24 protein-coding genes and 1 other annotated feature are annotated in these 21,955 nt (G+C 42.0%); of the genes, 23 read left to right on the top strand and 1 reads right to left on the bottom strand.

The annotated features are described in order from the left end of the window. The first annotated feature begins 32 nt into the window (after positions 1-32). From KFT32_RS00685 to KFT32_RS00625, 13 genes are all read left to right on the top strand, one after another. Positions 33-833 carry a segregation and condensation protein A gene (locus tag KFT32_RS00685; RefSeq protein ID WP_249344807.1) on the top strand — a complete coding sequence of 267 codons (801 nt, stop codon included), beginning with the start codon at positions 33-35 and terminating at the stop codon, positions 831-833. After that, positions 802-1,407 carry an SMC-Scp complex subunit ScpB gene (scpB, locus tag KFT32_RS00680; RefSeq protein ID WP_211745077.1) on the top strand — a complete coding sequence of 202 codons (606 nt, stop codon included), beginning with the start codon at positions 802-804 and terminating at the stop codon, positions 1,405-1,407. The genes KFT32_RS00685 and scpB overlap by 32 nt, the downstream gene beginning before the upstream one ends. A gap of 138 nt (positions 1,408-1,545) precedes the next feature. Beyond that, entirely contained in the window at positions 1,546-2,298 is a 753-nt protein-coding gene (locus tag KFT32_RS27540) for a DUF2953 domain-containing protein (protein ID WP_211745075.1), read from the top strand. Positions 2,299-2,414: 116 nt separating this feature from the next. Beyond that, positions 2,415-2,855: a GerW family sporulation protein gene (ytfJ, locus tag KFT32_RS00670; RefSeq protein ID WP_211745074.1), complete on the top strand. Its 441-nt coding sequence runs from the start codon at positions 2,415-2,417 to the stop codon at positions 2,853-2,855. Positions 2,856-3,000: 145 nt separating this feature from the next. Beyond that, entirely contained in the window at positions 3,001-4,200 is a 1,200-nt protein-coding gene (locus KFT32_RS00665; protein ID WP_211745073.1) for a D-alanyl-D-alanine carboxypeptidase family protein, read from the top strand. Between the two features lie 29 nt (positions 4,201-4,229). Beyond that, positions 4,230-4,871 carry a nucleoside recognition domain-containing protein gene (locus KFT32_RS00660; protein ID WP_211745072.1) on the top strand — a complete coding sequence of 214 codons (642 nt, stop codon included), beginning with the start codon at positions 4,230-4,232 and terminating at the stop codon, positions 4,869-4,871. 4 nt (positions 4,872-4,875) lie between these two features. Then, complete coding sequence (locus tag KFT32_RS00655; RefSeq protein ID WP_211745071.1) at positions 4,876-5,409, top strand: spore maturation protein; 534 nt, start codon at positions 4,876-4,878, stop codon at positions 5,407-5,409. Between the two features lie 118 nt (positions 5,410-5,527). Beyond that, the gene (locus tag KFT32_RS00650; RefSeq protein WP_211745069.1) at positions 5,528-6,277 is read left to right on the top strand and encodes a pseudouridine synthase; all 750 of its coding nucleotides are present in this window, start codon (positions 5,528-5,530) and stop codon (positions 6,275-6,277) included. Positions 6,278-6,392: 115 nt separating this feature from the next. Then, positions 6,393-6,920: a redoxin domain-containing protein gene (locus tag KFT32_RS00645; RefSeq protein ID WP_211745068.1), complete on the top strand. Its 528-nt coding sequence runs from the start codon at positions 6,393-6,395 to the stop codon at positions 6,918-6,920. Between the two features lie 23 nt (positions 6,921-6,943). Continuing rightward, positions 6,944-8,620, top strand: coding sequence for a cytochrome c biogenesis protein ResB (resB, locus tag KFT32_RS00640; RefSeq protein WP_211745067.1), 1,677 nt, complete (start codon positions 6,944-6,946; stop codon positions 8,618-8,620). A 32-nt stretch (positions 8,621-8,652) separates the two neighbouring features. Further along, positions 8,653-9,885: a cytochrome c biogenesis protein CcsA gene (gene ccsA, locus KFT32_RS00635; RefSeq protein ID WP_211745562.1), complete on the top strand. Its 1,233-nt coding sequence runs from the start codon at positions 8,653-8,655 to the stop codon at positions 9,883-9,885. A gap of 79 nt (positions 9,886-9,964) precedes the next feature. Further along, the gene (locus tag KFT32_RS00630) at positions 9,965-10,681 is read left to right on the top strand and encodes a response regulator transcription factor (protein ID WP_191799217.1); all 717 of its coding nucleotides are present in this window, start codon (positions 9,965-9,967) and stop codon (positions 10,679-10,681) included. Continuing rightward, the gene (locus KFT32_RS00625; protein ID WP_211745066.1) at positions 10,681-12,147 is read left to right on the top strand and encodes an ATP-binding protein; all 1,467 of its coding nucleotides are present in this window, start codon (positions 10,681-10,683) and stop codon (positions 12,145-12,147) included. The genes KFT32_RS00630 and KFT32_RS00625 overlap by 1 nt, the downstream gene beginning before the upstream one ends. Before the next feature lie 200 nt (positions 12,148-12,347). Here KFT32_RS00625 and serA read toward each other — a convergent pair whose 3' ends face one another. After that, on the bottom strand, positions 12,348-13,943 hold the full coding sequence (gene serA / locus KFT32_RS00620; RefSeq protein WP_211745065.1) for a phosphoglycerate dehydrogenase: 1,596 nt from the start codon (positions 13,941-13,943) through the stop codon (positions 12,348-12,350). Positions 13,944-14,144: 201 nt separating this feature from the next. After that, positions 14,145-14,382: a binding site (T-box leader), on the bottom strand. Between the two features lie 227 nt (positions 14,383-14,609). Between serA and KFT32_RS00615 the strand changes: the two genes are divergently transcribed. The 10 genes from KFT32_RS00615 (at position 14,610) to KFT32_RS00570 (ending at position 21,843) form a co-directional block, all read left to right on the top strand. Continuing rightward, entirely contained in the window at positions 14,610-15,203 is a 594-nt protein-coding gene (locus KFT32_RS00615; RefSeq protein ID WP_211745064.1) for a CPBP family intramembrane glutamic endopeptidase, read from the top strand. Next, positions 15,200-15,610 (top strand): hypothetical protein, encoded by a 411-nt coding sequence (locus KFT32_RS00610; RefSeq protein WP_211745063.1) that lies wholly within the window; start codon positions 15,200-15,202, stop codon positions 15,608-15,610. Before KFT32_RS00615 ends, KFT32_RS00610 begins: the two co-directional genes overlap by 4 nt. 123 nt (positions 15,611-15,733) lie before the next feature. Continuing rightward, entirely contained in the window at positions 15,734-16,093 is a 360-nt protein-coding gene (locus tag KFT32_RS00605) for a hypothetical protein (RefSeq protein ID WP_211745062.1), read from the top strand. 193 nt (positions 16,094-16,286) lie between these two features. Beyond that, positions 16,287-16,904, top strand: coding sequence for a genetic competence negative regulator (locus KFT32_RS00600; protein WP_211745061.1), 618 nt, complete (start codon positions 16,287-16,289; stop codon positions 16,902-16,904). Positions 16,905-16,951: 47 nt separating this feature from the next. After that, complete coding sequence (prsW, locus tag KFT32_RS00595) at positions 16,952-17,656, top strand: glutamic-type intramembrane protease PrsW (protein WP_211745060.1); 705 nt, start codon at positions 16,952-16,954, stop codon at positions 17,654-17,656. A gap of 339 nt (positions 17,657-17,995) precedes the next feature. Then, the gene (gene ypeB, locus KFT32_RS00590) at positions 17,996-19,351 is read left to right on the top strand and encodes a germination protein YpeB (protein WP_211745058.1); all 1,356 of its coding nucleotides are present in this window, start codon (positions 17,996-17,998) and stop codon (positions 19,349-19,351) included. Between the two features lie 125 nt (positions 19,352-19,476). After that, positions 19,477-20,133, top strand: a complete 657-nt coding sequence (locus tag KFT32_RS00585; RefSeq protein WP_211745056.1) for a flagellar brake protein — start codon at positions 19,477-19,479, stop codon at positions 20,131-20,133. Between the two features lie 84 nt (positions 20,134-20,217). Continuing rightward, complete coding sequence (locus KFT32_RS00580; RefSeq protein ID WP_211745055.1) at positions 20,218-20,454, top strand: DUF5359 family protein; 237 nt, start codon at positions 20,218-20,220, stop codon at positions 20,452-20,454. 97 nt (positions 20,455-20,551) lie between these two features. Next, entirely contained in the window at positions 20,552-21,256 is a 705-nt protein-coding gene (gene cmk, locus KFT32_RS00575; protein WP_211745053.1) for a (d)CMP kinase, read from the top strand. Continuing rightward, entirely contained in the window at positions 21,253-21,843 is a 591-nt protein-coding gene (locus KFT32_RS00570) for a lysophospholipid acyltransferase family protein (RefSeq protein WP_211745050.1), read from the top strand. Before cmk ends, KFT32_RS00570 begins: the two co-directional genes overlap by 4 nt. Positions 21,844-21,955: the final 112 nt, after the last annotated feature.

Here is a 21,955-nt window from a genome sequence, read left to right as displayed (position 1 = left end):
TATTTTGTAACTGAAGCGGGAGGATGCGTCCATTGACGGTTGTAACCTATAAGCTTGAAACGTTTGAAGGACCTTTGGACCTTTTATTGCACTTGATTGACAAACATGAAATTGACATCCAAGATATTCCGATCAGTCATATTACAGATCAATATATGGACTACATTCATTCCATGCAGGAATTAGAGCTTGATATTACAAGTGAATTCCTCGTCATGGCAGCAACCTTGCTTGCGATTAAATCCAAAATACTGCTTCCCAAACCTCCGGTGTTTGCGGATTTTGAAACCTATGATGATTATATGGAAGAGGATATGAATGATCCTCGTGCAGAACTCGTACAGAGACTGATGGAGTACCGTAAATTCAAAGGTATTGCCCGTCATTTACACGAGAGGGAATCGGTTAGGAGTCTTATTTTCTCCAAGGAGCCAGAAGATCTAACTCCATATGTTCAGGCAGAGCCGAGTAATCCGGTACAAGGGCTACACGCTTCAGATCTAATTGCTGCTTTTCAGAAGGCACTAAGCAGGTCTTCCCGGCAACCGGCAGTAGCCAAAATTCATCGGGATGAGATATCGGTTAAAGACCGGATTCGAGATGTAGCAGGAGCACTGCAAGCCAAAGGGTTTGGTGGGAAAATGCTTTTCTCCAAGCTGTTTCATGAAGAGATGATTCGTCAAGAGATTGTTGTTACGTTTTTAGCTATTTTGGAGTTGATGAAAATGAAGAAAATTGTATGTTACCAGGAACGATTGTTTGAAGATATCGTGATGGAATGGAGAGGGGAAAAACAGATCGATGGACTTTCGAACATTGAAATCGATTATTGAGGGGCTTTTGTTTCTGGCGGGAGAGGAAGGCCTTGGCGTCAAGCAGCTTTCGGAAATCGTTAACGAATCTCCTGATATCGTGACCGATGCCCTCGAGGAATTAAAGCGAGAATATACAGAGCAGGAGAGAGGTCTCCAGATATTGAAAATTGCGGGCAATTACCAAATGGGTACACTCCCTGATCATGCCCCATATTTTGAGAAACTAGCTTATTCGCCTTCACGTTCTTCCCTTTCCCAAGCAGCACTTGAGACGCTGTCCATCATTGCTTATCGTCAGCCTATTACAAGAATTGAGATTGAAGAGATTCGTGGTGTCAAATCAGAGCGAGCGATTCATACGCTGAGCAACAAAGATTTAATTCACGAAGTAGGAAGAGCGGAAGCCATCGGTAGACCTATTTTATATGGAACAACGAAGGCCTTCCTTGATTATTTTGGTCTTGGTACGATTAAAGACTTACCAGAGCCCAATTTGTTTGAGGAAGCTGATCCGCTGGAAGAAGAGACACAGCTTCTGTTTACTAAGCTTGAACAGAATATGCTCGAAGAAGACAATGTAAATGAAAGTTAACCGGGAAACCGATGCTCCTATTTAAGGGCATCGGTTTCTTTTTGTTCGACATTCGAATGGTTTCCAATTTTTATGAACATACTAGACTAATGCATGCATGGAAGTGAGCAGAGCCTTTTAAAAACAGGAGGAACCCACGTGTGGATTTGGGCTGGGGCGATATTTATTGCTGTTATTATCCTGATCATCATATTGGTCTTGCTATCCAATATACATATTGAAGCTAGTTTAGAGACGCACAATTCAAAGGCGCAAATGGAATTTCGTGTGAAGCTTTTATACGGCATTATCCGTTACAACTACGAAGTTCCTGAGCAGCGTATTGAAGAGCTAAAGAAACAAATCGCAGAACTTGTGAAAGAGAAAATGAACGAGAAGAGACTCGCTCGGCATGAGAACAATACGGTAGTAGAGCCGGGGGATAATAATACATCGCAACAAAAGGGTGAACAAGATAAGAGTGATGAAGAGCCGGGTTCCACTAATAAGCGAGGTGAAAAAGGGTTCACCTATCAATTGGAGGAGCTAATGAAGAGTGCTTATGCACTTCAGATTTGGAATACATACGATTTTTCTATGATCCGAATCACAAAACTGTTGTGGCACTCAAAGCTAGGCACAGAAGATGTCGTATTTACCTCTATACTTACAGGCTTGACATGGGGGATTAAGAATATGATGCTCGGATGGTTATCTTACAAAGTCAAATTTGCAGAAGGACCGGATATTCAAGTGCATGCTTTGTGGGATGAGCAATGGGCTCTTAATACGACATTTGAGTTTCGGGCGTACATAAAGTTTTTCAGGGGGATGAAAATTCTTCATATGGTGACTCGGCGTCTTACCGATGCTCACGGAGGACTTCTCGCGTGGCGTCGTGATTTGGGTTAGTGCAACATACCTGAGAATCTTTTTTTAATATTCTCTTGTTATAGGCACATAGAGAGACCGAAAGTTGGGAAACCTATACTATGTCAAACTATTGATAAGTAGGAGGTATGTAGTCTATGTCAGATCATCCAATTCAAGGTCTAATGAAGACAGCCATGGAAAATATTAAAGCGATGGTTGATGTAAATACCATTGTTGGCGATGCGGTGGAGACACCGGATGGTACGGTTATTTTACCGATCAGCCGCGTAGGATTTGGTTTTGCTGCAGGAGGAAGTGATTTTCACCCAGACGCTGATCACGACTATGATCGCGGCGGGGCCCACTCGTCTACGACATCGAATCCTTTTGGCGGAGGTAGTGGCGGAGGTGTATCTATTCATCCGATTGCATTTCTCGTCGTCGGTAAAGATGGGGTTCACATCGTTCCTTTGGATAACCATACCCATTTGCTTGAGAAGATTATCGATCAGGCACCGAAAGTGATTGATCAAATTCAACACTTGTTCAAGAATGACCAAGCGCACACCACAACGACTTCTACTTATGAAGTGTAAAGTAAACTCAAAATTCCCTTTCCAGTCTTACGATGGAGGGGGATTTTGTTTTGTTATATGAGAAAAATCGTCCGATGTGGACATACTTCCATGTACGAGCCCATAGAATAGTACAAGATTCTGTAGAGGACCCGGAGGAGAACCTATGAACCTGTTGAAAAAATGTAGTGTGTTGCCATTAATTGTGACACTTATGTTGTCACCACTTACAGCTTATGCCGATCATACACCTGAACATAAGGAACCACCAGCGCTTGATACTCATGCAGAGACAGCTTCACTTATTGACGTAAGTTCTGGACGTATTTTGTACAGTAAAGACGGTAATAAGGAAATGAGAATTGCAAGTTTAACCAAAATCATGACAGCGCTCGTTGCGGTTGAAGAAGCAGACTTAAAGAGTATGGTGACCGTTAGTAAAAATGCAGCTGGCAAGGAAGGCTCCTCCTTGTATTTAAAACTTGGGGAGAAAATGACCCTTGAGAATATGCTCTTTGGTCTTATGCTTCGGTCAGGAAATGATGCGGCAACAGCTATTGCGGAACACGTTGGAGGATCAGAAGAAGGTTTTGTCCATCTGATGAATCAAAAGGCTGAGGAAATTGGATTGAGTCACACACAGTTTAAGAACCCTCATGGGCTTGATGCAGAGGGGCATTATTCTACAGCCAATGATATGGCCAAGCTAACCGCTTATGCACTGCATAATGCCGATTTCAAACGAATTGTGGGCACCCAGCAAAAGAAAGCACCGAATCCAGGTGAATCATGGGATTATAACTGGCTTAACAAAAACAAGATGTTGCGGCTCTATGAAGGAGCTGATGGGGTAAAAACTGGCTACACCAAGAAGGCATTCAGATGTCTTGTGAGTTCTGCTACTCGTGAAGGACAACAACTGGCAGCTGTAACCTTGAATGATGGTGATGACTGGAATGATCATGCTAAAATGCTAAACTTCGGATTTGAGCATTTTCCGCTAGTTGATCTTGCTCAGAAAGGACAGTCTATCCAGAAGTTTCAATATGTTACGGGTAACTCCTTCAGATATCCTTTGCTCTCTACCGAAGTGGAGGATGTAAAAACAAAGCTGATTCTATATGATCAGCAGCTGGAAGAAGCTAAAAAGGTTGTAGACAAGGATTCTAATTTTGGCCTCAAAGGCCGGGTAGAATTTATGCTGAATGGGGTTAAGATCGGTCATATTCCGGTCTACAAAAAGGGGAGCTACATTCCTAAAGATACCTCGGCTACAACATCGGTCTTGTCTTACAATCTGATCCATAAGAGTACACTCATGAGTTCGCTAAAAGAAGTGCTGAACCAAATATTTAGAAGAGAATAAATTGTAAGCCAAAGTGGGAGGGGATCAAGGTGATAAATATCATCTGGCTTGCCATGATTGTGATCGGATTTTGTTTTGCAGCGGTGAAGGGTAACATCGAAGTTGTCACTCAGTCAGCTTTTGACGGGGCGGCAACAGGTGTTACCGTTTGCTTCGGTTTAATTAGCGTACTTGTCTTCTGGATGGGAATGATGAAGATAGCGGAAGATGCCGGATTGCTGACCAAGATTGCTAAATTATTGGGCCCGGTCGTCGGTTATTTATTTCCAGACGTTCCTAAGAATCATCCTGCCATGGGGTACATTTTGTCCAATATGAGTGCTAATTTACTTGGGCTTGGAAACGCAGCTACCCCGATGGGGATTAAAGCGATGCAACAGCTGCAAGAATTAAATCCAGACAAACAAGTGGCAAGTCCAGCGATGTGTACGTTGCTTGCCTTAAATACAGCCAGCATTACGTTGATCCCTACCACACTTATCGCTATTAGGCTTAATTATCATTCTGCCCATCCCGCTGAAATTGTAGGAACTACACTTGTGGCAACCGCAATTGCTACGATGGCTGCAATTATTCTTGATCGATATTATCGAAGCAGAGTACCACGTACCCCCATGGGCAGGCCCAAAAGGAAACAACCCCCTCAGGCAGAAACAAGTGTGAAAGGGTGAGCACATGTTATCCTTTATCAATCTGATCTCCACATGGGCAATACCTCTGATTATCGCATTTATTCCATTATATGCTTATTACCGAAAAGTACCTGTCTATGAGTCATTTGTGGATGGTGCCAAAGATGGATTCGGGACCGCGATATCCATTATTCCTCATCTTGTCGGCATGATGGTTGCAATCAGTGTATTCCGTGCCTCGGGTGCCCTTGATTTTTTTATGGGGTTCATCGCCCCTTTTTTTCATTGGATGGGCGTTCCGCCAGAAATTTTACCGCTTGGGATACTCAGACCTTTAACCGGGACGGGCTCTCTTGCCTTTACGACGGATCTAATTCAAACGTATGGTCCTGATTCCATGATTGGACGAATTGCCTCAACGATACAGGGAAGTACGGATACTACGTTTTATGTACTCACTGTTTATTTTGGTGCGGTTGGTATAAGGAATGGGAGATATGCGTTGAAAGTAGGGCTTTTTTCAGACCTAGTCGGCTTTGTTGCAGCCATTTTTATATGTCTTCTTGTATTTGGTTAAACCTCGAATTCGCTCAGTCCATTGCCCTGGAGAGCGACCCGGGGTTTATTTCCTTTTGATAACCTTGTTATTTCTGCTCTTGATGGGTATCATTAATCCCTGAGGTGACTTATTGAATATGGAGAGATTACAAAAAATTATTGCACAAGCGGGTATCGCTTCCAGACGTAAGAGTGAGGAGCTTATTCTATCCGGTAAAGTAGAACTGAACGGAGAAGTAGTGACCGAGCTTGGAACGAAAGCAGATCCCGATGAGGATATCATTACGGTAAACGGAAGACCGATCCGTAGTGAGAAGAAAATTTATGTCATGCTGAACAAGCCTAAGGGAGTTATCACAAGTGCTTCTGACCCTGAAGGCAGAAAAATCGTATCAGACTACCTTAAGGGCATCAAAGAAAGAGTCTATCCTGTAGGAAGACTGGACTATGATACAGAAGGTTTGCTACTGCTTACAAATGATGGTGAATTTGCTCATTTGCTTACGCATCCGAAACATCATGTACCGAAAACTTATCTGGCTACCGTTAAAGGGGTACCACACGGTACCGCGCTTGATCAGCTAAGAAAAGGGATCATGCTGGAAGACGGTATGACGCATCCTGCAGAAGTAGAATACAAGGATGTGGATACTGACAATAAGGAAGCCGTTATCATGATTACGATTCATGAAGGACGTAATCGTCAAGTTCGCCGTATGTTTGAAGCAATCAATCATCCGGTAACTAGACTTAAACGGGTATCTTTCGGTGGGCTTCTCCTTCAAAATCTGAAACGGGGACTATACCGTCACTTGACGAAAGAGGAGATTAATAACTTGATGCAATCTGCTCAATCCGCTTCCGTAAAAAGTAAAAACCGCAAATAAATTCGTAAGGACACATAATTTTCAAAAAACAGACGAAGTTTTGTGACAATTTTCGTTATAATTATCCATAGGTTGGTGAATTGGACAAGATTGTCATAAAAGGAGCGCATTAACGATGGGGAAGTCAAAAAGAACCGTTCAGGTTGTTATTTTGATATTCATTGTCATCTTGGGTGCCTACGCCATTGGCTCGTCTGTTTTTGGTTCGGATGGAAAACCCGGTGTCGGTGATCGTGTACCTGAATTTGAGCTGCTTGGAATGGACGGTAAAGTTCATAACCTTGCAGAGTACAAAGATAAAGTTATGGTAATCAATTTCTGGGGAACCTGGTGTGAGCCATGTGTTGATGAAATGCCCGCCCTGCAGAAGCAATGGGAAAAATGGAAAGAGCAGGGCGTGGTGTTCATCGGTGTTAATGTAGGAGAAGATCGGATGACAGTTAATCAGTTTGTTAGCCAAGTTGGCGTGGATTTTCCGATTATGTATGATGAAGGGAGAAAAGTGACTGGGCTTTTTGGTATTGCGCCGATGCCTTCTACTTTTTTTGTATCTAGAGACGGTAAAATCTCCGAGAAATTTGAAGGTCAGCTGAATTTGGACACGCTGGAGTATAAAATCAAGCAGCTAGTAAATTCAAACTGAGCGAATAGGAGGCTTACGTCATCATGATTCAAAATACAAAGTGTGAATGTGGTCATCAGAATCCGGTTGGAACTGTATTATGTGAGGCGTGCGGGAAGCCGCAAGATGAAAAAGATCTTGCCTCAACTGAATTGCTCGAAATGCGTTATGATGGCAGGGCAAGACGATCGCAGCGAAGCAATCCTAATGTCATTGATCAAGTATGGAATTTCTTTTCTTCTGTTAAAGTGGCGATCTATCTGATCGTCTTTACTTTGGTTGGAGCCATGCTGGGCACCATCTATCCTCAGGAAAATGCTTTTGTAAATCTAGATCCCTCTGTCTATTACAAAGAAACGTACGGCGTACTAGGAGACATTTACTACAAATTAGGACTATCACATACATACGAATCCTGGTGGTTTATATTGTTGCTCGTTATGATCGGCGCATCACTTGTCATCTGCAGTCTGGATCGGGTGCTCCCACTCTATAAGGCGCTTAACAAGCAGCGTATCCCTAAACACATTCAATTTCTAACAAGACAGAGACTTACTTATCAGTCAGAAATGCCTCAAGAGGAAGCCCAGGAATGGATTAAGAAAGCGGTTACTCCTTTGAAGAAAAAAGGATACCGTGTAAAGATTGAAAATTCTGCGTTACTCGCAGAGAAATATCGTTTTAGCCGGTGGGGACCTTATGTTATACATATCGGACTTATTATCTTTTTGCTTGCTGTACTGGCACGAGGGTTACCAGGGCTTCATATGGACAAGCATGTAGCATTTCCACAAGGTGAGCTTGTGAATATACCAGACACCACCTTTTATCTGGAAAATGTAAATTTCCGGGTTGAATACTACAGCGAAGAAGAAACACCCGAAGAATTTCAAAATGTAGGGAAGATTGTTCCCAAACTGTTTGAAACAGAAGCGAAACTTTATGAATGTACAGCCGACTGTACGGACCCTTCTAAAGAACCACAGCTTAAACAAGTGGATCATCATTTTATTCAGGTGAACGACCCTATGGATTACAAAGGGCTTAAAGCCTATCAGTATGACTTTGATTTAACGCCTATACTGAGAGCGGTTTCCCCCGAAGTAATCGACACGAAGACGGGTGAATCCTATGGAACGATAGAGCTCAGTATGAACAATCCACAAATGGATTTCGAAGCTGGACCCTACAAGCTTACGCTTAGCAGCAAATTTATGGATTTTGGACTCAATGATCGCGGGGAACCGGTATCCAAGACTCCTAATCCCAATGCTCCTGCTTTTTTATTTACAATTACTGGCAAGGATTTACCTGAAGAAGGTGTTAAGTATTTGTACTTTCCTAAGGAAATCGACAAGGAACGCTTTCAGCAGGATTTAATTAATGAACGATTGAGCGAAGGAATTCTTCCGCTTACGCTCGATGTGAACGGAATGGATAATGTCGACATTATTAATTCCACAACGTATCTTAATATTCGTGTCGATAAAGCAATGCCGTTTGTGTGGTTAGGTGCTGCAATCGTCATGCTGGGTCTTGTCATGGGCTTTTATTGGCAACATCGCAGAATCTGGATTCGAATTGATAGTGGACTTCTTACTTTGGGAGGACACACGAATAAGAACTGGTTTGGCTTACGCCGTGAAGTGGCTGATGTGCTGAGAAAATGTAATCTAGAAGTGGATGAAAAGTCATTGGACAACGGAGGGGATAAAGCGTGAATAATTTGCTGGACGTAAGCAGTAATGCATTTATGATAGCCTTTTTCTTATATTGTGCAGCGTTTATTGTATATGCTATTGCCATAATGGGCCGGAAGTTTAGCAATCGTGAGCCTGAAGTGCATGTGAAAAAATGGGGCAGATTCGGTCTGATCGCAACCCTGGTCGGACTAGTATCTCAACTCACCTATTTCTTCACAAGATGGGCCGGAGCTGGACACATTCCTGTATCCAATATGTATGAATTTATGACGTTTTTATCGATGATGGTTGTCATTGCTTTTACCGTGCTATATATGATATACAAAACACCTTTGCTTGGACTTTTTGCGCTTCCTATTACAATCATATTGATGGCATATGCGGCTGTGTTTCCACAGGAAGTACAACCTCTTGTACCCTCTCTCAAATCCATCTGGCTAAACATTCATGTTACGCTTGCCGCACTGGGTGAATCGTTCTTTGCTGTAGGCTTTGCTGCAGGGCTTATGTATCTTTTGAGAACCGTTAAATTTGACAGTTCTGCGAAAGTTGATAAAAAACAGCAAAGATGGGTTGAATTTACCCTCGTTGTTATTATTATTGTTATAGGATTTATTGGTACGGTTTTTGCTTTTCGTGCAAGCGGGTACGAAGCGGTATTTGTGCAACAACAAGCGAGTAACGTTGACACCGGGGGGACAGATAATAGTAAAATAGAGAAAGTCATTTATCACATGCCGCCCATTGTAGCACCACATAACAGTAATACAGAAAGCTATACTTCATTCCTTGGTATAAAGGAACCATTATTTGAAGCACCTGCTTGGATGAATGGTGTAAATGCTGGCCGCAAATTGAATACAGTGATCTGGTCTGTTGTTTCTGGACTCATATTATATGGGTTACTTCGTTTGCTCATTCGGAAACCACTCGGTAAGGCACTGAGTCCTCATCTATCGGATATTGATCCTGACGATCTAGATGAAATAAGTTACCGGGCGATCGCAATAGGATTTCCCATTTTCACCTTAGGTGCACTTATATTTGCAATGATTTGGGCAGAGATTGCCTGGGGACGTTTCTGGGGCTGGGATCCTAAAGAAGTTTGGGCACTTATCACTTGGTTATACTATAGTGTTTATTTGCATCTCCGTTTGTCCAAAGGTTGGCAGGGACGTAATTCTGCGTGGCTTGCTGTACTCGGCTTCCTGATCGTGATGTTTACACTGGTTGGCGTGAACTTGATTATTGCGGGACTTCATTCCTACGCTGGTACGGAATAACGGGTAATGAAGTTTATGTTTTTATTCAAATAGAGCATACTATGAGAATTGGTTTAGGAAAGTGAGGCGAATCATACGAATGGCAGATCATGAGAACCGGATACTCGTCGTCGATGATGAAGAACGAATTCGGCGACTGTTAAAAATGTATCTGGAAAAAGAAGGCTATGACATCGATGAGGCGGAGGATGGTGAATCCGCACTGAGTAAAGCGACATCAGAAGATTATGGCTTGATCTTGCTGGACGTGATGTTGCCTGGTATGGATGGTATTGAAGTCTGTACTCGTCTACGTCAAGTGAAATCAACACCCGTGTTGATGCTTACAGCCAAAGGAGAAGAAATCAATCGTGTACAGGGTTTTGAAGTTGGGGCAGATGACTACGTAGTCAAGCCTTTTAGCCCTCGTGAAGTGATCTACCGGGTCAAAGCTATTTTACGTAGAGCATCTGCTACTGCGTATCTTTCTAAAGAGAGTAACTCGAGCAACAATATTGTATTTCCGCATCTGCTCATTGAGCATGATGCTCATCGGGTTACAGCGAATGGGGAAGAGGTCAGTCTTACTCCAAAAGAATATGAACTTCTGCATTATCTAGCCGTGTCTCCGGACAAGGTCTTTTCTAGAGAAGACTTACTTAAAGATGTTTGGAATTACGAGTTTTTTGGAGATTTACGTACGGTTGATACCCATGTGAAACGTCTTCGCGAGAAGTTGAATAAAGTTTCACCAGAAGCAGCATCCATGATCACAACTGTATGGGGAGTTGGATACAAACTGGAGGTTCCGAAGTAGTGAAGTTCTGGAAATCACTGGTTGGTAAGCTGTGGTATACCATTATTTTATTAGTTGCTTGTATCCTTATGACATTGGGAGTATTCTTACTCCCTTATATTGATATTAACTTCTCTGCGAGCGAGTCCGGTGATATCAAACGAATGTTTGTGTTTGTATGTATTATCGGTTTTAGTTTAACTACCTTTTTTGCACTTTTTCTTCTAAGTAAAATTACGCAGCCCATGCAGAAGCTCATTCAAGCGACGAACGAGATACGCAAAGGAAATTATGATACAAGGCTTTCCCTTGTTACAAGTGATGAAATTGGTGAACTTGCAAGTACATTTAATCATATGGCAGGTGAACTGGAAGATACGATTCGCAACCTGAACCATGAGAAGGAACGTGTAGCCAGCGTACTCCGTAGTATGACCGATGCCGTTGTCTCCTTTGATAGTGAAGGGAAGATTATTTCTACCAATCCACCAGGAAAGAAAGTCATGTCCGCTTGGCAAGGGATCAAATGGACCGAGATTGATGAGAGATACTCTTTTGAGGTGCAGTCTAGCGAAACGATGAGGGACGTCCCAGCACCGCTACGTCCATTGTTTCAGGCTGTTGTAAGCAGAGGTGAAGACCAAAGTGCGGAAGTACATGTGAAACAGAGCGTATGGTCTGTACAGATGGCCCCTTTGCATGCAGAACAAGGGAGTAGAGGGGCGGTAGCAGTACTCAGGGATGTAACGGAAGAAGCACATCTCGAGAAAATGCGTAGTGATTTTATAGCGAACATTTCTCACGAGATCAGGACACCGTTATCTATGATACAAGGGTACAGTGAAGCGTTGCTTGACGGAATGGCTGCCTCTCCGAAGGAAAGTGAAGAACTGATACAGGTCATTCATGATGAATCTTTACGAATGGGCCGCTTGGTTAAGGACTTGCTTGATCTGGCTCGGATGGAGGCAGGGCATACCGATGTAAGCCTCAGACGAGTAGATTTGAACCAGCTCCTTGATCGGGTATACCGTAAGTTTAGTGTGGTAGCGAAGGATCAAGGTTTGCTCTTAAAGTATAAGCATCCTGACGAAACCTTAATACTAGAAGCAGCAGATGAGGATAAACTGGAGCAGGTATTTACTAATTTGCTCGATAATGCATTTAGACACACTCATTCTGGAAAACATATTTATATTATGGCTTCTACCAAGAATGCAGAGGAACTTGAAATCCGAATTAAAGACGAAGGTAAGGGGATTCCACGTGAAGATCTACCTTTCATCTTTGAAAGATTCTACAAGGCAGACAAAGCAAGGGTTCGTGATGTAGGCCGAGGTACAGGGCTTGGACTTGCTATTGTCAAACATATTATCGATGCACATCAAGGAACGATTGAAGTAGACAGCACCACTGGTGAAGGTACAGAGTTCACCATTCTTCTTCCCATAAATCAACACAAATCGGATAAATCAATGCTTACTTGATCTTTTCTATGAAAAAGCACCTTGCTTAAGGTGCTTTTTTTGTTGAACAGTACCGATTAATCTTGTTCAACGTGGAACAATTTCCATCTAATCTGTTCAATCGTGAGGAAAGAATACGAAAATGGATAATCTATTTATTCGAACATAGTAAAAAGCTGGTCATTAAAGACCAGCTTTTATGTTTTGTAGTAATTTATATATTATTTGTGCAGTACAATTTCTTGTGCTGTGTTTAGTTCAGGCAGTGCAGTAAGTTTCTTGAGCACTTCTTTTGGAACTTCTTTGTCGACTGTAAGAATCATAATGGCTGCTCCACCGATAATTTTACGACCTACTTGCATGGAGGCGATGTTAACGTCGTTCTCACCTAAGAGAGTACCTACACGCCCGATAATACCTGGTTTATCATTATGCGAGATCAGAATTTGATGCTCTTCAGGTGCAAAGTCCACTGGGAAGTGGTCCAGTCTTACAATACGCTCACCATAACCTGCGAGTAATGTGCCTGCAATGCGTCTTTCTTGCTCATGTTGGTTCTTGAGTGTTACCGTGATCAGGTTTGTGAAACCTTTTGTACGAGGCGCTTGCGATACCACAACATTGATCTCACGGATCTTCGCCAGATGCATGGAGTTTACGATATTCGCTTCACTGCCCAGATGTCTTTCCAGAACACCTTTCAAAATATAACGTGTCAGCTGCTGTGTATCCACCTCAGACAAATCTCCAGAATAATCAACATGGATTTCCTGTACGGCTTCATTCGCAATCTGTGCTGCAAAGCTTCCTAGTGTTTCCCCAAGTTTGAAATAAGGCTGGATAATATTCATAACACTTGGCGCCACTGGAGGCATGTTAACCGCATTTTTGAAAGGCTCGTTCCGAAGTATATGCAGAACCTGCTCGGATACATCAATCGCTACATTCTCTTGGGCTTCGACAGTGGAAGCACCGAGGTGAGGAGTAACGATAATTTTCGGATGACTTAAAAATGGATGATCTGGAGCCGGTGGTTCGCTCTCAAACACATCGAATGCTGCTCCTGCTACAATTCCTTCATCTATTGCTTCCACTAGGGCCATTTCATCAATGATTCCACCGCGGGCACAGTTAATAATACGCATGCCTCTTTTCATGACTTCAAACTGTGGACGAGCGATCATGTGTTTCGTTTCCGGTGTGAGCGGAGTATGAACGGTCATAAAATCCGCATTATGAATAATATCGTCAACGGAAGCGAGGGTGACGCCCATTTTCTCAGCACGTTCCTTTGTGAGGAATGGATCATAGCCTAGAATGTTCATACCAAAAGCTTTAGCTCTTTTTGCTACTTCACTTCCGATTCTACCCATACCGAGTACACCGAGCGTTTTGTTTCGCAGTTCTACACCAAGGAAAGTTTTACGATCCCAAGTACCGTTTACGGTTTTGGCATAAGCTTGTGGAATATGTCTCGCAAGAGCCATCATCATAGCAAATGTATGCTCACAGGTCGTAATTGTATTTCCATCCGGTGCATTAATAACGATAATACCTCGTTCAGTAGCTGCTTCCAGATTAATGTTATCGACTCCGACTCCAGCACGTCCAACTACTTTAAGGCGCGTACCTGCCTTCATAATTGCAGGAGTTACACGGGTTTGACTACGAACAAGAAGTGCATCATAATCTCCAATAATTTGAATAAGTTCTTCTTCTGTAAGTCCTGTCTTCTTGTCAACTGTGACATCCTCAGCATCCATGAGCTGCTGAATTCCCAAATCACTGATTGGATCAGATACCAAAACTTTTAACATTGATCATCGTCCTCCTTGATTTTGAACAACATTTATAGAATAAGAAGCGGCGTTCATGCGTGGAACTAAGCCATTTCCTTAAACTCGGTAAAAAAGTAATGCGTTGAAGTGGTATAGTGTGACTCCGTAACAAATGAACAGAAATCGAACACAAGCACGATTTTACGCAAAAAAACTCTCAATCCGCATACTACTTCCGTAGTAAGGGACGAGAGTTGTCGTGGTGCCACCCTAATTCGCGATTGCCCTATCGTTGAGCAATTGCCTTAATGATCTATATAAGACCAGATTCATAACGTGAATCATTCGATTGTACCTACTTTTAGTTCGATACAATAACTCAGGAGCGCTAAAGGAATACCGTATGATTACTGATTTTCACCAACCATCAGCTCTCTGAACAATCATGTTCGGTTCTTTTCTCCGTCTTCGTTGTTTAGATATTATTTCATAACAATTTTTCATAATGTATCATGTGTTACATCGCCATGTCAATAGTTGGTTCCACTAAAAAGAGGCAGAAATGACAGCACAAACTACCTATTTTATCTTCTGCTTTTCGAAGGTCCTTGAATCTCTTATGTATTTTGGCTATCATTTATATATTCCCTTAATTTACAACAAAGATATAGACAACATTACAGATAGGAGTAAGAATAGGCGAGAATGAAAAAACAACGATGGAAGAAATTGAAGTTGCAGAAAATTGAGCCTCATCAACTGACGGATCGCCTTCTTCTTATAAACCTGTACCTGACACAAGCGTTAACCTTAATAATAGGTATCATCTGGATTCTTTTTCAAAAAAGAAATCCGCTCGAACTGCTCAGCTTGCTGCAAGGTTGGGAGTTCGTTATGTATGGTCTGGGACTAGCAGCTCTTATGCTCGTAGCAGACTTTCTACTATCCGCTGTTATGCCAGAGAATAGCATGGATGATGGTGGTATTAATCATATGTTATTTCGTAAACGGCCCATATGGCATATCGTGTGTATTGCCGCTGTAGTATCCATTTGCGAAGAACTTCTTTTTAGAGGTGCCATTCAGCATTCTTTTGGCCCTTATTGGACAAGTATTATTTTTGCCCTTATTCACTTTAGATATTTGAATCACTGGCTTCCAACAGGCTGGGTTTTCGTATCCAGTTACGGCCTAGGATATATTTATGAGCAATCCGGAACATTATGGGCCCCTATATTGTGCCACTTTGTAATTGATCTAATATCCGGACTCGCAATTCGTTTTCGGAGGGAAAAATGAACCAGCAACTAAGTAGAGCAGAAACTTATGGTCACCGTCGTCGTAAAGAAGATAAGGATACAAAACCCAAATCACATAAAAATATGGTGGACGAGAGTAAAGCAAAGATCCATTCAGTTCAAAGCACATCAACTAACAGTAAATCTCAGAACAAGCAGCAGCCTGTTCCTGAATTGTCCAGAATGCAGCGTAAGCTCCAATCGGAATCTAAGCCAAAACAGCAAGGAAATGATCGCATTCAAGAAGCAGAGACGCTTCCTACAAGGGCTGACCTTTTTCCGTCTAGAAGATTACGATTAAGTAAATGGTTTATCAATTCCCTTATATTTTTATTCATACTTCTAACTGGATTCCTTGTGTATTGGGGGATCATTGGCGCACCTTCCTTGGATACGATGATTCCATAATTATGAGTTGTTCTCGATGAGGATATAATTATTCAGTTAAAAACTTTCTGTATGATTCACGCATGACTTCTCTTATTTACGTGAACAATAAGGAATGCATACATCATACAAGGAGGTTTATCAATGAGAACTTCTTCGTTTTTAATGGGCTTAACTATCGGCGCTGTAGCTTGCTCTGTTCTCTCCAAAAAGGGAAACATGCCTTCGGCAAAACAAGCTCGAAAATACTTGCATGAAGCCAAAGATAAGGTGATGGACATAACCTTCCCTGGAATGGATAGCATGCTGAGTAAAGTCCTGACAGACGAGACAACTAAGGATTCTGGCTCAGATAACAAATCTGCAGCGAATAAAGTGATAACACCTGAACAAAAAGCCGAAAACATGGACCTGCTCAAATCTTTTATTCGTTCTAACCCGGACGTAAAAAAAGAAGTCGAGAAAGTATTGAAGGAATCCCATACGGCAATTCCTGGTCTGTAAAGAAATAGGGATTTGAAGACAGAATCATTTACAGATCCTTTTTTGGTCTGTGAATGATTCTTTTTTGTCGTTTTTATTACGTGCAATTGTGGGTATAAAATGATAACATACTTACATAATCCATTTTGAGCACATACTCACAGAATACAACATAATCTGTTTATAACACATGCTTATAAAGGGGAGATCCTGTATGAAAATAGAACGCTTAAGCAATGACAAGATACGGATTTTCCTGACTTTTGATGATTTAAGCGAGCGTGGCATCCAGAAAGAAGATATGTGGCAGGAAGAACCCAAGGTTCATGAACTGTTTACAGAAATGATGGACCAGGCATATAGCGAACTTGGATTTGATGCTACCGGCCCTTTGGCCGTTGAGGTCTTCGCGTTGCCTGCTCAAGGAATGGTCGTTATTGTCACAAGAGGCAAATATGATCGTGAACGATATGGGTCAACACATGAAGATGATATAGCAGATGAAATATACGAAATGGAAGTAACACTAGAGCAGAGTGATTCTGTGATGTATGCATTTAAGGATTTTGAAGTGTTGATTGAAGCTGCTCACATGCTAAAAGCGAAGGTGACTGAAGCCGGCCGCCTGTATCATTATCAGAACAAATGGTTCTTACATCTTGAACCAGATGAAGTAGATACAGAACAGCACGGAGCGCTCATTGCACTTCTTGCTGAATTTGGCGAGGGAAGCTCTGTTACAACTGCTGTTCTCGGAGAGTACGGTAAGTTAGTTATGGAAGAGAATGCAGTTGGAACAATTTGTGAGCATTTTAAACGTCATGATTCATAATTTTTAATTAGTAAGTATGTGAAACCATTATCTTGGAGGGATGTTCGGTGCTTTTGTTTTCGGTCTTAACGGCGGCAATTGCGCCGGGTCTCGCCCTGCTTACCTACTTTTATCTCAAAGACCGTTACGACGCCGAGCCTCTCCATATGGTAATTCGAATGTTTTTCTTCGGACTTCTTATCGTATTTCCGATTATGTTCCTTCAGAGGGGACTTACACTTTGGTTCGGAGATTTCGGAGATCATCCTTTTTTACACGCTGCAGTTGTTTCTGCTGGTGTTGAAGAAGTACTGAAATGGCTTGTTTTATTTTTCGTTATTTACAATCACGCTGAGTTTGATGAGCCTTATGACGGAATTTTGTATGCTGTAGCCATTTCACTTGGTTTTGCTACTGTGGAGAATCTGTTATATGCGTGGGCTGGAAATGCTTCTTTGAGTTTTATGCTTTTTAGAGCACTCCTTCCCGTTTCGGGTCATGCGATGTTTGGTGTTATTATGGGATATTATATGGGCAGGGCCAAGTTTAGCGACAGGAAAGGCATACAACGTAAGTTCCTTATCATGTCGATTGTGCTTCCGATTTTCTGGCACGGACTGTACGATCTCATTCTTGGTATTCATCAGGGTTGGTATTGGTTTATTGTTCCTGTAATGCTCGTTCTCTGGTACGGCGGGATGGGCAAAGTATACCGGGCTAACAATCGCTCTCCTTTTCGTTTTGTGAAACGTGAGGAAGAGGTTAACCTGTAATTGATTTGGATACACTTGTTTCTAGTTGACAGTATTTCACTGTCTTTTAGGAGCAAGTGTTTTTTTTATTTTTATTGCCAAAATCAACCAGGAAATGAGGTTTGAATTCATGAGAGTCAAGGTGAGAATTCGCTGCAAGCAGTGCGGCGAAAGGTTCGTCTTACGCGGTAAAAAAGAACGGGGGAGAATCGAAACTGGATTCAAGCAATGTGTCTGCGATAATAGGGACATGTTTGATATTGAGGAAGAGGTCCTCTAATTTTGCGATTATTCATGCATAACCTTCCTTTCTTCTTGTCACAATAAGGTCATCGTACCTGAAGAAAGGAGCAATTCAAGATGTATAAACGTATAAGCTCGGTGTTATTCCCAATTGTGTCGGTTCTGCTTATTGGATCATTGATATGGGGATATCAACAATATCAACAGCGCAATACTGTTGCAATGAAGTCAGAAAATCAATATCAACGCTCATTTCATGACCTGTCATACCATATGGACCGTATTCACTCGGAGCTAGGAAATACTCTAGCTGTAAGCAGTGCATCCGATGGTATGCACAAAAAAGGTCTGATGAATGTGTGGATGCTAACCAGTCAAGCACAAGGTGAAATTAACCAACTCCCTCTGTCGATGCTGCCTTTTAACGAGACAGAAGAACTGTTATCGCGCATTTCCAAATTTGCGTATCAAACTTCGTTGAGAGATTTACATGAGAAGCCGTTAACAGATCAAGAAAAAGCGAATCTCAAGACACTGTACAAAAACGCAGCTGAGATTAATAAGGATCTGGATAAAGTTCAACTGTCAGTTCTCTCTGATCACCTGAAATGGGGAGATGCAGAGGTTGCTATGACTTCTCAAGGGAAAAAACAAAAACAAAATGCGATTGTCGATGGCTTTAGAGCAGTGGATGAAAAAGTAGGTAAATATCCACCATTGGAATGGAGCCCTTCCGTTTCTAGTCTATATGAGAAACGTACAATCCGTAAGCTGGACGGGGTACCCGTGACCAGTGAAGATATTAAGCGCAAAGCGCAAAAATTCGCTGATCTAAACAATCCGAATATCCAAGTAATTGAGAATGGAAAAGGAACAGATTACAGATCTTACACTGCAATCGTTACAGCACAAGATGGTCACAAAATTAGTATGGATTTTACAGCCAGTGGCGGCTTGTTGATTTCGTATAACGACGAAAGAGAAGTAGGAGCAAAGCAGGTAGACCGTGATACGGCAATATCAAAAGCGGATCGTTTCCTTGAGAAAAAAGGATATCGCGAGATGAAAGCTGTTGCCTATAACGCATATGATAATCTTGGTAACATCACGTATGTAAGAGAACATGATGATGTGCTGGTCTATCCTGAAAAAATTACCGTTCGCGTTGGCCTCGATAACGGAGAAGTGATCGGGATCCAAGCATCTGAGTTCCTTAATGAGCATAAGGACGATCGTGAATTTGCAGAACCGAAAATCAAACTGAAAGATGCGAGAGCGAAACTAAATCCTGATTTTGAAGTAGCCTTTACTCGCAAAGCGTTAATTAAGAATGAATTCAGTGAAGAAGTACTATGCTATCAATTTGGCGGTAAAATTAACAATACGATGTACCGAATTTACATTAATACAGATACCGGTGTGGAAGAAGCAGTGGAAGAGATTCCCGCTCCAACAGAAGGGTCAAAAATGTAAAAAAAAGCTTCTCCCTTTTGGGAGGAGTTTTTTGCATTTTTCTGAACGTATTTTCATAATCACATGGTATAATATTCCTGCTAGCTTAAAATGCTGCGCGATTATATACAGGGAGTGAATATAGTTTGTATCCGAAAGTAAATGATGTGTTGTTCATACAGTTGCCATCAGAGGGTGAGAAAGAAGCACATTTTGAGTATCGATCTAGAATAGCAGAAACAGAGGAAAATGATATCTATATGGAAGTGCCGATTCATGAGGGAAGCGGACACCTAAAAAAACTCCATATGGGGGATGAATTGTCCATCTATTTTATAACTGAAGGTGGAGTAAAACATTTTTTTAATACATATGTGACTGGTTTTAAAGAAGATGTAATAAGAATGGTGAAGATACGTAGGCCCTCTCTAGAAGAAATTTTTCAAGTCCAGCGACGTAATTTTTTACGCGTTCAAGCAAAGCTGGAGCTTGCTGTTAAGTTTCAGCATGATTTTACGAGGTTTGTAACGTATACAGAGAACGTAGGTGGAGGCGGGGTCTCTTTTCTAGGGGATGTCAAGCATGCAGTACAGGAAGGACAAGTTCTGTCTTGCTGGCTGCTGATTCACTACAAGAACGGTGAGATGGAGCATGTTCCTTTTGAAGGAGTCGTTGTTAGAAGCATTACACTAGAAAGTGGACGAAAGAAAGCAATGGTAGAATTTACGCAAATAACAGACATGGAACGCCAGAAAATAATTAAATATTGTTTTGAACGCCAGCTTGATTTTAGAGGAAGATAAAAAATAGAAATTAGGGATTATATTGTTGAATGATTATAGGTTTCTCTGGGCACAATTTACAAAATTGTACGCAGGAGACGATGAATGATGAAGCAACATGATCAGGCAACCCAGAAATACGAAGCCTTGTTTAAGCAGTTCAGCAATCAGGTAGAAAGCTTTTTTAAGAAGCTACTGTTCTGTTTGTTATTGTTACTTCTCGTATTTCAAATCTTGCTTCACAATAGGTACACAGCCCCTCTTTTGTCAGCAGTTATTCGGCTTGAGGGAACTCCATTACCAGCTGCTTTCAGTACTCCGAATAGGGTTGATAAAGAGTGACCCTTTTTGCATCAGTGCTTGTTGTGTGGTATAATTTTCACGTCGCAGGCAATGCCTGCTTTTTTCTTGAGGCTTAAGTTTGAGGAGGAATGCCCCGTTGACAAGCCAGAATGCAGCAGAGAACGGGAAAATGAATGTGGCTATTGACGGTCCAGCAGGAGCTGGGAAAAGTACCGTTGCTAGACGCGTGGCGAGCAAGCTGTCTTATGTGTACGTGGATACAGGTGCTATGTATCGTGCTGTAACCTATTATATGCTTCGCCATGAGATTGAACCTGAAGAGGTAGATACCGTACTTACGCATATTAAAAATCTGGAGATCGAATTGATTCCGGATGAAAGCGGACAGAAGGTATTCCTTAATGGGGAAGATGTATCAGGACCGATCCGTTCAAGAGAAGTTACTGGAATCGTATCCATGTATTCGCAAATTGAAGAGTTGCGAAGTCACCTTGTTGAAATGCAAAGAGAAATGGCTCTTCGCAAAGGGGTTGTTATGGATGGCAGGGACATCGGAACGACGGTTTTACCAGATGCAGAAGTGAAAATTTTTATGACCGCAAGCGTTAGGGAACGTGCACTTCGCCGGTTCAAGGAACTGGAGAAGACGGAAGATTTGACACTTGAGCAGCTCGAGAGAGATATTGCGGCTCGGGACAAGCTGGATCAGGAACGCGAAGTTTCGCCGCTACGTCAAGCAGAAGATGCCATCGTTCTAGATACCACGTCAATGAGTATTGATGAGGTTGTTGAACACATTGTAACGCGCTGTATGGATGTCAGGGGAGATGTAGGTTTATGATTTATTCGATCGGTCGGTTTTTGTTAAACGTAATTTATACTGTTATATTTCGTTTGGAGGCCGTTGGAAGAGAAAACATTCCCCGTGAAGGTGGCGTGGTAATGTGTTGCAATCACATTAGTAACTTCGACCCGCCAACACTTGGGATCAAAATTCATCGTAAGATCAGATTTATGGCAAAGAGCGAATTGTTTGAAATTCCTGTGCTTGGACCCATCCTTAAAGGACTTGGGGCTTTCCCGGTGAAACGGGGCGGTGTCAGCAAGGATTCAATCAAGACTGCACTTAACATCCTTCGGGGTGGAGAAGTCCTTGGGATCTTTCCGCAAGGTAGCCGTAATAATGATGGGGGTATTGGTAAAAAGGGAGCTGCGAGTTTTGCACTGCGCAGTGGTGCCGCTGTTGTACCAGCCGCTGTTATTGGTGAATACAAACCTTTCAGAAAAATGAAAATTGTATATGGTGCACCTGTCAATTTGGATGAATTCAGAGACGACCCTTCAGGTGAATCACTTGAACGGGCGACGGAGAAAATTATGTCCAAAATTGAAGAAATGGCAAAAACCGGAGTACCATCTAAGCCATAGAGGCAATGAATGATACTTATTATTTTATGGTAAGCTAAGCATTACCAAGTTATGTTTTGAACTCTGCTAACGGCAGGTTTAAATAAATGGGGTTTTTGAATTGAGGAGGGTA

It is taken from the genome of Paenibacillus sp. Marseille-Q4541 (assembly GCF_018310695.1).
Lineage (GTDB): Bacteria > Bacillota > Bacilli > Paenibacillales > Paenibacillaceae > Paenibacillus.
The sequence above is the reverse complement of the archived record's forward strand: the minus strand, read 5'-3'. Positions and strand labels throughout refer to the sequence as shown.